14 protein-coding genes are annotated in these 16665 nt (G+C 45.4%); 10 read left to right on the top strand and 4 right to left on the bottom strand.

Annotated elements, in window-relative coordinates:
• Positions 1-6 precede the first annotated feature (6 nt).
• The 3 genes from hcp (at position 7) to GKG43_RS03875 (ending at position 3995) form a co-directional block, all read left to right on the top strand.
• Positions 7-1602 (top strand): hydroxylamine reductase, encoded by a 1596-nt coding sequence (hcp, locus tag GKG43_RS03885; RefSeq protein WP_173020069.1) that lies wholly within the window; start codon positions 7-9, stop codon positions 1600-1602.
• Positions 1603-1982: 380 nt separating this feature from the next.
• Positions 1983-2609, top strand: coding sequence for a flavin reductase (locus GKG43_RS03880; protein WP_050640358.1), 627 nt, complete (start codon positions 1983-1985; stop codon positions 2607-2609).
• Positions 2610-2957: 348 nt separating this feature from the next.
• Complete coding sequence (locus GKG43_RS03875) at positions 2958-3995, top strand: uroporphyrinogen decarboxylase family protein (RefSeq protein ID WP_129878697.1); 1038 nt, start codon at positions 2958-2960, stop codon at positions 3993-3995.
• A 111-nt stretch (positions 3996-4106) separates the two neighbouring features.
• Here the strand turns inward: GKG43_RS03875 and GKG43_RS03870 are convergent, their stop codons facing one another.
• The 3 genes from GKG43_RS03870 to GKG43_RS03860 are packed head-to-tail and all read right to left on the bottom strand — an operon-like array spanning position 4107 to position 6064.
• On the bottom strand, positions 4107-4838 hold the full coding sequence (locus tag GKG43_RS03870; RefSeq protein WP_050640356.1) for a hypothetical protein: 732 nt from the start codon (positions 4836-4838) through the stop codon (positions 4107-4109).
• A 1-nt stretch (position 4839) separates the two neighbouring features.
• Positions 4840-5700: an ABC transporter ATP-binding protein gene (locus GKG43_RS03865; RefSeq protein WP_129878695.1), complete on the bottom strand. Its 861-nt coding sequence runs from the start codon at positions 5698-5700 to the stop codon at positions 4840-4842.
• On the bottom strand, positions 5681-6064 hold the full coding sequence (locus tag GKG43_RS03860; RefSeq protein WP_050640354.1) for a GntR family transcriptional regulator: 384 nt from the start codon (positions 6062-6064) through the stop codon (positions 5681-5683). The genes GKG43_RS03865 and GKG43_RS03860 overlap by 20 nt, the downstream gene beginning before the upstream one ends.
• A 332-nt stretch (positions 6065-6396) precedes the next feature.
• Between GKG43_RS03860 and hypB the strand changes: the two genes are divergently transcribed.
• From hypB to GKG43_RS03825, 7 genes are all read left to right on the top strand, one after another.
• On the top strand, positions 6397-7077 hold the full coding sequence (gene hypB / locus GKG43_RS03855) for a hydrogenase nickel incorporation protein HypB (RefSeq protein WP_129878693.1): 681 nt from the start codon (positions 6397-6399) through the stop codon (positions 7075-7077).
• Positions 7053-9779, top strand: coding sequence for an FAD-dependent oxidoreductase (locus GKG43_RS03850; protein WP_347561955.1), 2727 nt, complete (start codon positions 7053-7055; stop codon positions 9777-9779). The genes hypB and GKG43_RS03850 overlap by 25 nt, the downstream gene beginning before the upstream one ends.
• A gap of 23 nt (positions 9780-9802) precedes the next feature.
• On the top strand, positions 9803-10147 hold the full coding sequence (locus tag GKG43_RS03845) for a hydrogenase maturation nickel metallochaperone HypA (RefSeq protein WP_050640352.1): 345 nt from the start codon (positions 9803-9805) through the stop codon (positions 10145-10147).
• 27 nt (positions 10148-10174) lie between these two features.
• Positions 10175-11227 carry a DUF5692 family protein gene (locus tag GKG43_RS03840; protein ID WP_050640351.1) on the top strand — a complete coding sequence of 351 codons (1053 nt, stop codon included), beginning with the start codon at positions 10175-10177 and terminating at the stop codon, positions 11225-11227.
• Positions 11228-11338: 111 nt separating this feature from the next.
• Positions 11339-12178 carry a tyrosine-type recombinase/integrase gene (locus tag GKG43_RS03835; RefSeq protein WP_129878689.1) on the top strand — a complete coding sequence of 280 codons (840 nt, stop codon included), beginning with the start codon at positions 11339-11341 and terminating at the stop codon, positions 12176-12178.
• 347 nt (positions 12179-12525) lie between these two features.
• Entirely contained in the window at positions 12526-12906 is a 381-nt protein-coding gene (locus GKG43_RS03830; RefSeq protein ID WP_129878687.1) for a hypothetical protein, read from the top strand.
• 89 nt (positions 12907-12995) lie between these two features.
• On the top strand, positions 12996-14120 hold the full coding sequence (locus GKG43_RS03825; RefSeq protein WP_129878685.1) for an aldo/keto reductase: 1125 nt from the start codon (positions 12996-12998) through the stop codon (positions 14118-14120).
• Between the two features lie 186 nt (positions 14121-14306).
• Here the strand turns inward: GKG43_RS03825 and gnpA are convergent, their stop codons facing one another.
• Complete coding sequence (gene gnpA, locus GKG43_RS03820) at positions 14307-16460, bottom strand: 1,3-beta-galactosyl-N-acetylhexosamine phosphorylase (RefSeq protein ID WP_129878683.1); 2154 nt, start codon at positions 16458-16460, stop codon at positions 14307-14309.
• Between the last annotated feature and the right edge of the window lie 205 nt (positions 16461-16665).

Genomic DNA, 16665 nt, shown 5'->3' with positions numbered 1-16665 from the left:
GAAAAAATGGATAATCAAATGTTTTGTTTTCAATGTGAGCAGACGGCGGGATGCACAGGATGTACAGGTAAGGCAGGTGTATGCGGCAAATCCGCTTCATCTGCAAAGCTGCAGGACGAACTGACGGGGGCGTTGATCTCTCTGGCGCGTGCCTGTTCCAATACCCCCGGGACACAGCAGACGGACCGTCTGATTCTGGAAGGGCTTTTTACGACGGTAACGAATGTGAATTTTAACGACGAGACTCTGCAAGAGATGATTGACCGTATAGAAGCAGAAAAAAGGCGGATTGTGCCCGGATGCGCATCCTGCGGTTCCCCGTGCGGGAATACGGACCGCTACGACATGTCCCGTATCTGGAACGCAGAGGAGGATATCCGTTCCCTCAAATCGCTGATTCTGTTCGGAATTCGGGGAATGGCGGCCTATGCTTATCATGCGATGGTTCTGGGATATGAGAACGCGGAAGTGAACGAATTTATGATCAAAGCGCTTTCTATCCTGGGGGAGGACTGGGGGATGGAGGAACTGCTCCCTGTTGTGATGGAGACAGGCAAAGTAAATCTGACCTGTATGGAGCTGCTAGACCGCGCCAATACGGAAACCTTTGGGACGCCCCAGCCGGTTGAGGTGACAATGAAAGTGGAGAAAGGACCGTTCATCGTGATTACCGGCCATGACCTTTGGGATCTGAAGCTTCTGTTGGAACAGACTGCAGGTAAGGGCATTCACATCTATACCCACGGAGAAATGCTTCCCGCTCATGCGTATCCGGAACTGAAAAAGTATCCTCATTTAAAAGGAAACTTTGGCACAGCATGGCAGAACCAGCAAAAGGAATTTGCAGATATCCCGGCTCCGATCCTGTATACCACAAACTGTCTGATGCCGGTAAAAGAGAGTTATGCAGACAGAGTGTTTACAACAGAAGTCGTGTCTTATCCTGAAATGATTCATATTGACAGCGATAAAGATTTTACGCCTGTGATCGAAAAAGCGCTGGCGCTCGGCGGATATGAGGAAGATATGGAGTTTACAGGAATAAACGGCGGTAAGAGTGTGACGACTGGATTTGGCCACGGTACGGTGCTCAGTGTAGCGGGACAGGTAATTGACGCCGTAAAAGCCGGAGCCATCCGCCACTTCTTCCTTGTGGGCGGCTGTGACGGCGCACGTCCGGGCCGTAATTATTATACTGAATTTGTAAAGCAGACTCCGGCGGACACGGTAATTCTGACACTCGCCTGCGGCAAATACCGGTTTAACGACCTGGACCTCGGAACAATAGGGGGCCTGCCAAGAATGATGGATATGGGGCAGTGCAACGATGCTTATAGTGCAATTAAGGTTGCGGTGGCCTTGTCAGAGGCTTTTGGATGCCAGGTGAATGAACTGCCGCTCTCGATGGTGCTTTCCTGGTATGAACAGAAGGCTGTTTGTATCCTGCTGACCCTGCTGCATCTGGGGATTCAGAATATTAAGCTGGGACCAACGCTGCCGGCCTTTGTATCTCCTAATGTGCTGAATTATCTGGTGGAACACTACAATATTGCGCCAATCACTACGCCGGAGAACGACTTAAGGGATATTTTGGGTGAATAAGAAAATGAAACAAAGAGGGCGGTTAAAAGGGGTCAGACCCCTTTGAACCGCCCTCTTTGAACTTGTTAATAATTTTTTCGAAAAAAGTACATAATTTGTTAAATTATCCCTCACATAACTATCACATTTAGGCGGTATATTATTAATTGTAAAGGGACAATAACCTTTTTATTATAAATTTTCTTTTTCATAATTTTCCTTGGCCGGAAGCGATTCCGGCCTCTCCTTTTTTATTTCTTGATTGATCCGTTTGAATTTCCGATAATCACGTTTCTCCGTTTTTTTCAGGTTATTAATTGTATTTAAGGATTGTAAAATATTAACAGATATGTTATATTGTAAATATCGATAATAATTACTATTATTAAAGGAGGACGTTTATGGATACAAAAGCATTTTGGAAGATGAGTTATGGTCTTTATATTATCTCGGCAAAAAATGGGGAAAAAGCCGGAGGTTGTGTTGTGAATACAATGATCCAGGTGACTTCAGAACCGCTGCAGGTTACGGTGACAATTAACAAAGAAAATTATACTGCCGGTCTAATACAGGAGTCAGGGTATTTTACTGGAATCGCGCTTGCACAGTCAGCCACAATGGAGCTGATTGGGGCATTCGGGTTCCAAAGTAGCAAAGATAAAGATAAATTTGAGGGATTTGAGACGAAGACGGATCTCAATGGAATTCCGTATGTTTGCAGCCAGGCAGCAGCCAGGTTCAGCTGTAAAGTGAAAAATACGATGGACGTGGGAACACATATTGTATTCCTGGGAGAAGTAGTAGATGCAGAAGTGATGAGTACGGAAGAGCCTATGACATACGCATATTATCATACCGTGAAAAATGGTGTTACACCTCCAAAGGCATCCAGTTATATCCCTGAGCCCGAAAAAGTAAAGGGATACCGCTGTAAAATCTGCGGATACATCCTGGAGTCAGATACCATACCAGAAGATTTTAAATGTCCGATCTGTGGAAGAGGAAAAGAAGAATTAGAGAAGCTGTGAGAGAAAGTTAAGCTTAAAACCAAGGTTGGACATCCGTTAATTTGAAAATTGAAAGAAACATTCTGAATAAGACAAAAAATGGATGCTGCGGTTTCTCCCGCAGCATCCATTTTTTGCCTTATAAAAGGGGGAATGAAAAAATTGAAGTTTATGCAGCCAGATTCTGCAGGCATACTATTTTTCATTTACATTAAGATTAGATTTTTTTAATTCCTACAAAAATAGTATAAAAAATATTAAAAAAATACAAAAACAAATCTGAAAGTATATTATAATTTTGGTATGAATTAACAGGGCGCCAATGACACAGAAGTATATTGAACAGTATTCTTTCAGGAGGGAATTATAATGAATGCAATGGAACGGGTAGTAAAAGCATTGAATCACGAGGAGGCAGACAGGGTACCGGTATACCCTATCATCAGCGGGGCTTCCCGCAGACTGACAGGAGTAAGTTACAGAGAATGGGCTAACGATGCACAGCTGTGCGCGGATGCTCTCTTAAAAGCGAGAGAGGAGTTTGATCTGGATTGCATCGTAACGTTGATTGATCTTTCCGTTGAATGCGATGCATGGGGGCAGGAACTGATTTATCCGGAAAATGAAGCTGCGCACCCGGATTATGAGCATTGCGTAGTGAAAGAGATTGAGGATTATGCCAGGATTAAGAAAGTGGATTACCGCAGCTCCAGACGTATGATGATGCATATTGATACATGCAGAAAATTGGTAGAAGCCTCCAATGGAGAATTCCCCATTGTAGCATTTGTATTTGGGCCCCTGGGTACGCTGTCCATGCTGCGTAGTCAGCAGGAAATGTATATGGATTTTTATGATGATCCGGATGCGGTACATGAAGCGGCGCGCGAGATTAATGAGACCTTGAAAGATTACTGCAGAGCTCTGATGGATACGGGGGTGAATGGCATCATGTTTGATACCCTTTTTGCCTCTGGCTCTATCATGAGCAAGGAAATGTGGAATGAGCTGGAGGGAGATCTGGTGGAAGAGCTTGCCCAGGTGGTAAGAGATAAAAATGGGCTGGTAATGATACACAATTGCGGGCAGAAAATCTACTTTGATGTTCAGATCGAGCGTATGCAGCCCGCGGCGATTTCCTTCTTATATCCGCCGGATGACTGTAAAGATTTTAAAGAATGTAAAGAGAAATACGGGAATCTGACAACCCTGATCGGGTGTGTTACTCCGGCAAACGCAGCAATCGGCACTGACGAAAACTGGGACCAGGAATGCAGAAATTCCATTGACGCAATGTCAGCCGGAGGCGGCTTCATACTTGCAACGGGATGCGAATACCCTGCAAATGCCGATTTTGCAAGGGCACACAGAATGGTAGAAATTGCAAAGGACTATGGAAGATATTAGAATAAGGTCTGGGAGAGTGGGAATACAAAACAGCCGCTGTGGATTCGTCCATAGCGGCTGTATAATCAGTTATGGGCCTTCCCAATTACTGCATGCTGCATGAGAGAATGCTTATGCTTTCAGCTCTGTTCTGCGTATGACACAGTATGAACATAGGCTTAAAATACACGCTGCAAGTACAAAGATAAGTACAGGATACATAAAGTTTATTGTACCGTCGGTCATGTATCCAAAAGCCTTTAGGACAAATAGGATAATCCTGTCAGTAAAATCTTTTGGAAGAACAAATTTTATCAAAGCAGGTATTATTAAAATGATCGTGAGGCCGAGAGTAATCCCGGCATAGACCGATATCTTTTTACCGATCTTGTTTATAATAAGGATTACCAGGTAAAACAGACAGCAGATAAGCATATATACTAAAAACAGCCAAACCCAGCCTAAAAAGTAAGAATGCCCATATCCGTACAGTCCGCCAAATAATGAGTGATAGCCATGAAACCAGTGGTGAAGCGCGTTTCCCAGGATTGTATCAACCAGTGACATGATTCCCGAGATAAAAGCGAACAGGGAAAATGTGGAAAGAAAGATATATTTTCTGGTAAATCCATTTTGTATCAGCATTTTAAAATCTTCTTTAAACCCCAGGATCCCTAAGATACCTACATAGATAAAAGAATTAAACTCTAAGCCGTTCGTACCAATTTTGCCGCTGCTTCCGTTTGTAATATAAGAAAGGACAAAAACGGCCGCGACAACTGCATATTCAATTGCGTAGAAGATCCAAATATATTTAAACGATGTCATACATTCATAACGGATAACAGTGCCTAATTTTTTCATATCAGCGGCCCCCTTTCTCTGTTAACTTTACGAATAGTTTTTGCAGGTTCATATTAGATATCTGTAAGCGACTGTTTTTAGGAAGCTGTTCTTTTTCTCCCAGTATATAAGCGAGTTTTAAATTACCAAGTTCATCGTAACCTATCACATTTTTGTCTTTACAGTAGTCATCGACTTCACCGGCGAGGCCGGAAATACAGTATCCTTTATTCATCAGCGTTTCAACGGTTTCCTGCAGAAGCACTCTGCCTTTGTCGATTAGAACCACTTCTTCGATGATGTTTGCCACCTCTTCTATAAGATGGGTAGCGATAATAATCGTTCTCTGATAGTTTTCATAATCCTTCAGTAATAATTCATAAAACAACTCCCGGTGATTCGCGTCCAGTCCCAGCACAGGCTCATCAAAAACCACATAAGGTACATGGAGGGAAAGCGCAATCGTAAGTTTAAAGATAGACTGATAACCTTTCGACAGTGCTTTGTATCTTTTGTTAATATCAAGATCAAACTTTTCTGCAATCTGACGTGCCTGATCCAGGTCAAAATTATCATAAAAACGGTCTATCCACTTAAAATGTTCTATCACTTTCAGGCTGGTGTCGTATAAGTCCATCTCACTCATACAAAATATCTTTTCGTGCACTTCCATGTTTTCTTTTGCGCGTAGACCGTCAATAAGGATTTCCCCTTCATCAGCGAAGATGCGGTTGGAAATGATGTTAATTAAAGTGGATTTGCCGGCTCCGTTTCTTCCTAAAAATCCGTAAATTTTACCATATTCAAACGAAATAGAAACCCGATCCAGTGCGTTGACATTGCTGTAACGTTTTACGACATTCTTAATTTGTATTGCATTCATTTTCATACCCCTTTTCTATCAATGTGATAATTTCCTCTTTTGACATCTGCAGTTTGACGGCCTCGTTAATTAATGCCTCAATATATTGATTGTAAAATTGATCCTGTCTTTTTCTGCGGATTTTTTTAACTGCGCCTGCTTTTACATACATTCCAAGACCCCTCCTTTTATAAATAATCTCTTCGTCTACCAGCATGTTCATTCCTTTGAGGACTGTATGTGGATTAATGTTCAAAAGTGCCGAGATCTCATTGGTTGAAGGAATCTTTGTTTCCTCTGGAAAGACGCCTGTAAATATGGAATCTTCTAACTGTTCTGCAATTTGAACGAATATAGGTTTATCTATATTTGGATTTATGTTCAATGATATCACCACCTTATTAGTTAGTTACTTGAGTAACAAACTGACTTACACCTTTAATATATACTAATACGCAATTTCTGTCAATAGATTTTTAAAAAACTTGAAATACAAAAAGTACAGAGCGCAATGTGGCACAGGAGATGAAAATTGGATGTGGTCATACCAGATTCCAACGTCGTAAACATAGGTGAATATGCACTAAAAAGAAGGGAAATATGTTGCTGATTGCACAAAAAGAAAGGGAGTAATTGACACGCATTATATGGAATGATACAATGTTAAAAAGATAACACATTGTGGTACAACCAATTATGAGCGAAGGAGAGAAGCGGATGGGAGATTTTAGGGTTCTGGAAATTAAGCAGAGTGTTTTTGCGGATAATGATAAACGGGCATCCGAATTGAGGAAAGAACTGAAGGAAAAAAAGGTGTTTTTGTTAAACCTGATGTCTTCACCGGGATCCGGTAAGACGACTACACTTACCAGGACGATTGAACAGCTGAAAAATGAGCTGAAGATCGGAGTGATGGAGGCGGATATTGATTCTGACGTAGATGCAGAAACGATTTCCCGGCTTGGGGTTGAGGCAATCCAGCTCCATACAGGGGGGATGTGCCATCTGGATGCAGATATGACCCGGCAGGGGCTGGAGGGCCTTGAATGCGGAGATCTGGATCTTGTGGTACTTGAGAATGTGGGGAATCTTGTCTGTCCGGCAGAATTTGATACCGGAGCGGTGAAGAATGCCATGATTCTAAGCGTACCTGAGGGAGACGACAAACCGTTGAAATACCCGCTGATGTTTTCTATCTGCGACGTCGTTCTGATCAACAAGACAGATGTGCTTCCCTATTTTGATTTTGATATGGAACAATGCAGAAGGAACATTTTAAAAAGAAACCCGAATGCAATCATTATACCAATCTGTGCCCGCACCGGTGAGGGGATAGAGACTTGGGCCGAATGGCTCAGGGGAGAAGTGAAGGCATGGCAGAAAGCGGAAAGGAGTTAGGTATGGCAGAAGAGAGAACATTAATTCTAAAGCTGGGGCAGAAAATCACGGACCGAATTGGGCACAAAGTGACAGTGGACGATCCGGAATACTGGGGACTCGCCTGTGTTGTAACGGATGAGATGGCGGAAGTGGCCCTTGCGATGAAGGTAAGAAAGCCGGCCAGTGCACAGGAGATTGCGAAGAAATGCGGCAAGCCGCTGAAGAGGACGGAAGAATTGCTGCAGGAGATGAGCGTGATCGGTCTGCTGGAATACAACTGGGAAAACGCGGACCGTCATAAACAGTACATACTGCCGATGTTTGTGCCCGGCTGTGCGGAATTCATGAACATGAACCTGGAGCAGGTAGAGAAACATCATGAGGTCGCCAGATTTTTTGAGCAGATGAGCCGGCTGCCGCTGGAAAAGGTAACCCCTATGGTGCCTCCGGGGGGCGCTGGAATTGGTATGCATGTCATTCCGGTTGAAAAGGCCATACCAACGGAGCAGAAGTCCGTCAGTGTCGAGCATATTTCCCACTGGGTACAGAAGTATAAAGGGAAATATGCGGTGGGCGCCTGTTCCTGCCGCCGTTCCCGCAGAATTCAGGGAGAAGGCTGCGGACACCTGGAAGATGATATGTGCATTGGCGTCGGAGATATGGCCGATTACATTGTAGAGACTGGAAAGGGCCGCTATATTGACGAAGCGGAGGTCATGGAGATCCTGCAGAGGGCGGAGGACAATGGCCTGGTGCACCAGATCACAAATATCGATGGGGAAGATAAGATCTTTGCTATCTGTAACTGCTGTGTCTGTTCCTGTTATGCACTGCGCACCTCTCAGCTGTTTAACACTCCGAATATGTCCCGCTCCGCTTATATAGCCAGGGTGAATACCGATAACTGTGTGGCATGCGGCCAGTGTGTGGAATACTGCCCGTCCGGTGCGGCAAAGCTGGGACAGAAACTCTGTACAAAGAGCGGGCCGGTATCCTATCCGGTGCAGGAACTGCCGGATGCGGTGAAGTGGGGGCCGGAGAAATGGAATGAGAATTACAGGGATGATAACCAGATTAACTGCTATGACACGGGAACAGCACCGTGCAAAACGAATTGTCCGGCTCATATTGCCGTGCAGGGATATATTAATATGGCTTCTCAGGGAAGGTATTTGGATGCACTTAAGCTGATTAAGAAGGAGAACCCATTCCCGGCAGTATGCGGAAGTATCTGCAACCGGCGCTGCGAAGACGCCTGCACCCGCGGGGAAATCGATCAGGCGGTGGCAATCGATGAGGTCAAGAAGTTTATTGCCATGCAGGAGCTGAATGCAGAGTCCCGTTATATTCCGCCGATGGTCAATCAGATCGGGAAGCCATATCCGCAGAAGATTGCGGTTGTAGGCGCCGGACCGGCCGGGATGAGCTGTGCCTTTTTCCTGGCTCAGAAGGGGTATCCGGTGACCATCTTTGAAAAGCACAGACAGCCGGGAGGAATGCTGACTCATGGAATCCCGGGCTTCAGGCTGGAAAAAGAGGTGGTAGATGCGGAGATCTCGGTGCTGCGTGAGATGGGAATCGAGTTTAAATGCGGTATAGAAGTAGGGAAAGATATTACACTGGAAGAGCTGCGGGCACAGGGCTATCAGGCGTTTTACCTTGCAATCGGATGTCAGGGCGGGCGCAGGGCCGGTGTCTCAGGAGAAGAGTTAGAGGGCGTACTGACAGGTGTGGATTTCCTTCACAGGGTCAATACGGATGAGAAGGTAGAGTTGTCCGGGCGGACCGTTGTGGTCGGCGGCGGCAATGTGGCCGTTGATGTGGCGCGGAGTGCAGTGCGTGCAGGAGCATCTATCACGCAGATGTTTTGTCTGGAAGCAAGGGATTCCATGCCTGCCGCTGAAGATGAAGTGGCAGAGGCGCAGGAAGAAGGAATCACGGTAAATTGCGGCTGGGGACCAAAAGAAATACTTGGTGAGAACGGAAAAGTTACCGGAGTGGTCTTCAAAAAATGCGTGGCTGTGACAGATGCAGAAGGTCGTTTTCATCCACAATATGACGAGGATGACTGCATGACGGTAGCATGTGACAATGTGCTGCTGAGTATCGGGCAGAGCATTATCTGGGGAGGCCTTCTGGATGGAACCAAAGTGGAACTGGGACGCGGAGGCGGCGCTGTGGCAGATTCTTTGACCTATCAGACAGCGGAGCCTGATATCTTTGTTGGCGGAGATGTGTATACCGGGCCAAAGTTTGCAATCGATGCGATTGCGGCCGGAAAAGAAGGCGCGGTCTCCATTCACCGTTTTGTACATGACGGACAGAGTCTGACAATCGGCCGAAATCGGCGTGAATTTATAGAACTGGATAAGAAAAACCTGGATATCCCGGAGGAAAGCTATGACCATGCCAGCCGCCAGGCGCCGGGGCATAAGGCCGGAGTTAAAGCGGCATCTACCTTCCGGGATACGCGCCTTGTGTTTACGGAGGAACAGGTAAAAGCAGAGACTGCGAGGTGTCTGGGATGCGGCGCCACGATCGTAGACGAGAACCGGTGCATTGGCTGTGGTGTTTGCACGACAAAATGTGAATTTGATGCGATCCACTTGAGCAGAGAAATTCCCGAGGCAAGCCGGATGATGAAGAGTGAGGATAAGATGAAGGCGATTCTGCCCTACGCGGCGAAAAGGCAGATTAAGATTATCCGCAACAGGAAATAGCAATGGAAAGAAGGGGATGAGATATGCACGAACTGGGGCTTGTCACGCATGTAGTCCGCGCGATCGAGGAGATTGGCAAAGAAGAAAAACTGACGGAGGTAGCTTCGGTGACGCTTGAGATCGGGGAAGTGAGCGGTGTTATTCCGGATTACCTGGAGGACTGTTGGAAATATTTTCGGAAAAGGTCAGAACTTCTGAAGGAAGCGGAACTAAAAATAGAGACCATTCCGGCGGTAACGATCTGCGGGGATTGCCAGAAAACTTTTTCTACACTGGAATATAAAAAACAGTGTCCGCACTGCGGCGGAGAAGATACCTGGCTGACTGCCGGAAATGAATTTAATATAAAGGAGATTACCGCCTGTTAAGGCAATGAGAGGGAAGGAGAGTTCATGATGTTTGTTTTTACAGAAAGTGTGCCCACAATATTGGTTTGGCTCGTATGGATTGGAGTGTTTATATCGCTGTTTGCGGCAAATGAGTTAAGCCGCCGCTTTAAATGGGTAGGGTTCGGATGCTTTGTGATATTGCCGGTGGTGCTGACCGTACTCTGGCTGACGGCGCTCAAAGATACCTCCTATATGGATTGGTTCCATCTGGCAAAGGTATATTCGTCCACAGCAGGATGTATTGGGTTCTGGTGCATACGCCATATAAAGAAACTGCAGCACAATAAGATCGCGCTTTGTTTTCCGCCGTTGATTCTGGCGATCAATATTCTGGAGGCGTGTTCCAGAGATTTTCAGGTCAGCCAGTATGCAACTCCGGTGGTTGAATACATGAATAATCAGGTACAGTATTATGTTGGCGGTTCCTGGAATATCATGAACGGAATAGCGGGTATACTGAATATTATCACAATTTCCGGCTGGTTTGGAATCTGTATCCGCAGGAAAACGGCAAATGATAACAGCCGTGACATGCTCTGGCCGGATATGATGTGGTTCTGGATCGTGGCCTATGATTTATGGAATTTTGCCTATACATACAATTGCCTGCCGACCCATGCATGGTACTGTGGATTTGCGCTGCTGCTGGCGCCCACTGTATGTGCTTTTACACTGGGAAAAGGAGCCTGGCTGCAGCACCGCGCACATACGCTGGCACTGTGGTGTATGTTTGCCCAGACATTTCCGGCGTTCCAGGATGCGAGCAAATGGCTGGTTCATTCCGCATCCAGCAAGGCGATTGCAGATGCGGCGATCCAGGAGGGGATTCTGGCCGCAGACGGTTTTACGGTATTAAAAGATGCGGGGATTTATCAGGTAGCCAGCGCTGCGCCTAATACCACATTTTTATTTGTCATGAGTCTGCTGGCTCTGCTTGCCAATGTGGCAGTATTCGTATATATGCTGTACCGGATTAAGAAGACAAAGAAAAATCCTTATAAAGGAGAGCTGTATTCGGATTTAGCAAAATATAAAGAAGTAAAGGCACTGGCCGAGTAAAAAATGGGTCAGCGAAAGGGAGCACCTGGATGAAGTTTTATTCCAGGTGCTTTTCGTATGTATATTTTTCTGTCAAAAATGTATTTTAATATATAAAAAGGAGGAAAACATATGACAGAAAAAATATCTATTAAAAAAGTAGGGGAATTCGAAAACAACTTAATAATGAATGAAAAATCCTTGGCTACGATTAAAAAATATATCAAGGAAATCCGAAATTTTCTTGATTTTCTGGACGGCGGTGATATTACCAAAACCAGGGTGATGCAATACCGGGCCGCATTGCAGCCGGAGTACAGGGCACAGACCATTAATGTGAAGCTGTCAGCGGTGAATGCTTTTCTGGATTTCATAGGGAGACCGGAATGCCGTGTGAGATTTATAAAAGTACAGAAAAAGTCCTTTGTAGAAGAGGAAAAAGAATTAAGAGAGGAAGAGTATAAAACACTGCTGTTGTCCGCACGTGAAAGGGGCAAAATCCGGCTGTACCATATTCTGCTTACCTTATGTTCAACCGGGATCAGAATCAGTGAGTTGAAGTATATTACCGCAGATGCTGTCCGGCAGGGGCGGGCAGAGATTGATATGAAAGGGAAACACCGGGTGATTCTGCTGCCGAATGAATTGAAAAACAAGCTGAAAGAATATATGGATCAAAAGAATATACGTACAGGAAGTGTGTTTTTAACAAGAAATGGAAAACCTGTCGACCGCTCTAATATTTTTCATGAGATGAAACGCCTGTCGGCCTATGCGGGTGTAAAGCCGAAAAAAGTATATCCCCACAATTTAAGGCATCTGTTTGCCAGAAGTTTTTATGCGGTGGAAAAGAATCTTTCCCATCTCGCTGATATTCTGGGGCATTCTTCTATTGAGACAACAAGGATTTATATTGCTTCCAGTTATAGAAACTTTGACAGGATATTAGACAGCATGCAGTTGATTATATAAAAACCACAGAATCTATATTCTGTGGTAATTCATCCGCAATTAGGAACAGATTTTCTACGATCTGTCAAATGCAATGTGCTTTTTTGAATTAATACAAGCATTTTAGACACACTGAAACAGACCTGTAGTAAATAAATAATCACAGGTCTTGTTGTCGTATATACTACTTTTATCCAAAGCTGTTTTTAATAAGTTTTTTCGAAATTATGTGCGTCTATAGATTATAATTGAATATTCCAGACTTTTCATATATAATAAAACCAACCAAACTTATGTAGACTTTTTTCTTATTTACCACAGAATATAGATTCTGAGGTAAAGGGGAAAGATGAGATGGAGGACCCGGTATGAATAAAAGAACACTGATTGCAGCCCCTCTGAGCATTATTTTTCAGGATCAATCGCTGCTTCTCCTTTTTGAGGATGATCATAAAACGGAAATACAATATGCAGAACTTATCATTGTTTATCTGGCAGCAAAAAATGGGAGTACCGGAGGGATCTGCATGCCCTGTATTACTGAGGTTACGGCGGACATGGACGGATACATTATAATATATGGTGCCGAGATGGACTATGAGCTGCATACATATAAGACAAACAAGACTGCGGGGGAATTGTTTATCGGGATGGCGGAACACGCCGGGCAGGGGCTATTTGGTTATGAACCGTGGATTGAGGAGATACGGCTGGAGTTTTTCGAAGAAGCAGTTCTTTTTCAAAAGTGAGCCTGAGGGTCTGTTTTTTTTCGCGGAATTATTATATAATTCTTCCATAGTATTCGTATAAAAATAACAACAAAATGGAGGAATATGGAATGGAAAATCGATACGGCAATATACCTAAACTGGGTTTTGGGCTGATGCGCCTTCCGATGATTGGTGAGGACGTGGATATGGAACAGACGAAGCAGATGGTGGATATGTTTTTAGAGGCGGGATTTACATATTTTGATACAGCCTATGGATATGTGGACGGCAAGAGTGAAGCAGCAATCAAGGAGGCTCTTGTTGACCGCTATCCAAGAGATCAGTTCCTTTTAGCGACAAAACTTCCGGCCTGGGATGCAAAGGACGCAGACGAGGCAAAGGCAATGTTTGACACCTCTCTGAAGAGAACCGGGGCAGGATATTTCGACTTTTACCTGCTCCACAATCTGGGAGAACATAGATCACAGGCATTTGATGACTTTGGAATCTGGGATTTCCTTGCAGAAAAGAAAGCGCAGGGGCTGATCCGCAATCTCGGATTTTCTTTCCATGATAAAGCAGCTCTGCTGGATGAGATCCTGACCGCACACCCTGAAATGGACTTTGTACAGCTGCAGATTAATTATGCGGACTGGGACAATCCGACCATCGAATCAAGACTGTGCTATGAAACAGCCAGAAAACACGGCAAAGAAATCATCATCATGGAACCGGTAAAAGGCGGTAATCTGTCAGCGCTTCCTGAAAATCTGGAGAACATATTCAAGGCGGTCGATCCCGAAGCGTCAGTATCCTCATGGGCAATCCGCTACGCGGCATCCCTGGAAGGCATCATCACAGTCTTAAGCGGTATGTCCAACATCAGCCAAATGCAGGATAACCTCTCATACATGAAAGAGTTCAGGCCGCTGTCAAATGAAGAAAGAGAAGCAGTACAGAAAGTACAAAAAGGTCTTAGCAAGCTGCCAACCGTCCCCTGTACTGCCTGCGCATACTGCATGAAAGGCTGCCCGGAGAACATCGCCATATACGGAATATTCCAGGCAGTAAACCTATTGAACACCTATGGCAACAAAGAAAGCGCCGGAGGTACATACCAATGGAGCACAGAAGGCCACGGCTGGAATAAAGCATCCGCATGCATCCAATGCGGAAAATGCGAAGAAGTCTGTCCTCAGCACATCCACATAAGAGAGGAATTAAAAAAAGCCTCTGCCATATTTGAGGCATAAAAACATCAGAAGGAAATTATGTTCCGCCCCATCCAATCCCATCCGCCTTTTCTACCAAATTTCCCCTCCGTAAGCGGTTTCTCATCCGCCTGGATGAAGCCCAGCCTGACAGCAGCGGGGAGCGGGACCGGCCCTCAGCCGGGGGACGCTCCCCGCTGTTGTCAGGCGTCCTACACCCCCCGCATGTTAAACCCGCTCACAATAAATCCCATAGCCCTCCATCCGGCATGTGATTTTCTTCCCATTTACGACTACAGCTGCGTTCTGTTCCTGTCCGGAGTTATTGATCACGACAAGCATACTGCTCTCCGGATAATAAGCGCACTCCGTATGCAGGTTATCTGTTACCAGTTCCGGCATAAGCTGCCCGCCTGTTCCGTACAGGATCAGATTCATTAGCAGCCGTGTATTTTCCGGGCAGTGCTCGAAGGATGCCAGATAGATCCCCCTGCCGGAGCCGAATCCGCAGGAAGTCATGGCTGGCATGCCAGCTTCTTCTCTGAGAACGGATGCCTTACCGTCAGTCAGATAAATTCCCTTTCTGGCATGTATATAACTTCCGTCCGGAAAGAGACCTTCCGGTTCTTCTTCTGTAAATGACCATTTGCCATGGCACACTCTGGCCCCCGTGTCTTCATCAACGCCCAGGATATGTGCCATGCGGAAAAAGGTGTCGTACCCGTCCACTGCGGAAGGCTCATTGACTCCGATGAAGGTTCCGCCGTTATAAACCCATTCGGTCAGAATGCTTACGGTATGCTCATCTTTCCAGCAGTCGCCTCCGCTCCATGCGCTTCCGGCATATCCTGCATTGATTACGACATCGATTTCCTCTAGCGCACCGTTTTTCACATCTTCAAAACTGATAAATGAGACATCAAAAGGAAGTCCCGAGAGGCTTTCGTTGATATGGATCAAATCGTGCATATAGGTCTCATGGAAATGTCCGGATAACGTCCAGGAACGCAGTGCACCCCAATAATGAAGTACAGCCACCCTGGGTTTTAATACAGCAGGTTTTCCGTGACTGTGAAGATCTTTGAGCATGCGGAACTCATCTGCGGTGTCGGCAATATACTCCACGAATTCCGGGCTGTTTTCAACCAGATGCAGATAACCTCCAAGTCCGATCCGTTCAATAGGCGATCTTAAAACAGCGCGTCTGACGGCCTGCCAGTATTTCTGTGCTTCTCCTTTCGGATTGCCCCCTTCCAGAAACGTAGGCGAACCGTTTATCCCGGTAGGAAACAGATATGGGTGCAGACGAAGTTCATGGGTTTCCACAGGAACACCGCTGCAGAGACGCGCCTCATAGCCGCTGAAGACACATTTTATCATTCCGTCGAATCCAAATTCTTCAAAACGTCCGTTGTAAGGCTCGATTCCCACCCAGCTGTCGTCGTAAAAGACATAGGCTTTTTTGCCATAGTCATGAACCATGGACACCAGTTTTTTCCCGAATTCGATTACAAAATCATTGATAAAATCCATCCAGTCTCTCTTGGTCTTTCCGGCGGGCATATGCGTGACGTGATATTTCCCCTGATTCACAAAATCTTCCGCGGTCAGACTGTATCCATATGTCTCTGCAAATAGATCCAGCGCTCTGGGGCTGACGGTAAAATCGTAAGATGCCCAGTCGGTAAACAAATTACGGTTTCTTACATCACTGCCCCAGATCCAGACAAAGTTGTAAAACATGGAGGTAAATCTGACAACTGTCGTGGATTGGTGTGTTTCACACCAGTTTTTCATCCACGCAAGCAGATACTCCTGTGCTTCCTCGTAACGGGGGTCAATCTGCATCAAATGTTCCTTTTCCCAATGGTTGGTAGTATGGTTGTACATAGAGATCTCTTCCCAGATACGGTATGCCATAAAGGAGACCGTGTACTTATGCCAGGGAGTAATCCCTTTCAGCCGTACCTGACGGTTTCCGGCAGAGTAATCCCAGTGCGTCTTGTCAACCTCCTGCCCGGTGGTTCTGTCATATATCTGCCAGTATTTAAAGGCATCGGGAGTGTCATTGACGGCAAACTGCTCCTCAAAGAAATCTTTCATCAAATCAATATCCAGCGTATCACTTGCAGCGGTTACCGGTTGTGTGATCAGAAAAGTCTGCTGCAGTTTGTCCATGTTCTTTTTTGCCCAGTCATTATGGTCACGGATGATGCAGATGGTAGAATAGATGCCGTATCCTGCATCCAGAATCTCATCGGAAAGCACCGTTCCATCGCTGTCACGGATAACATCGGCTCCCCATTTCTCTGCCATTTCAAGCGTCAGTTTTTCATATCCGGCTTCCCCGGGAAGGGTAAAGCCCCCTTTTGTTGTGCTCATATCTGGTCTCCTCTCTATCTTTGGATTACGTGTTTTACATGTTTGTAGAATTATTATCCTTCAAATGACCGATACCGTCTAATCACCCAGATAAAAAAAGTGTGCAAAAATGACCATCTATGATAAAATATAAAGCAAACATCCGAAAGTCAGGCATAGCCAGTCTGATGGGAGGCTGATTCACCGGATTCTATTCAGAAATTCA

This window comes from Eubacterium sp. BIOML-A2, assembly GCF_009680135.1.
GTDB classification, from domain to species: domain Bacteria; phylum Bacillota; class Clostridia; order Lachnospirales; family Lachnospiraceae; genus Faecalicatena; species Faecalicatena contortus_B.
The sequence above is the reverse complement of the archived record's forward strand: the minus strand, read 5'-3'. Positions and strand labels throughout refer to the sequence as shown.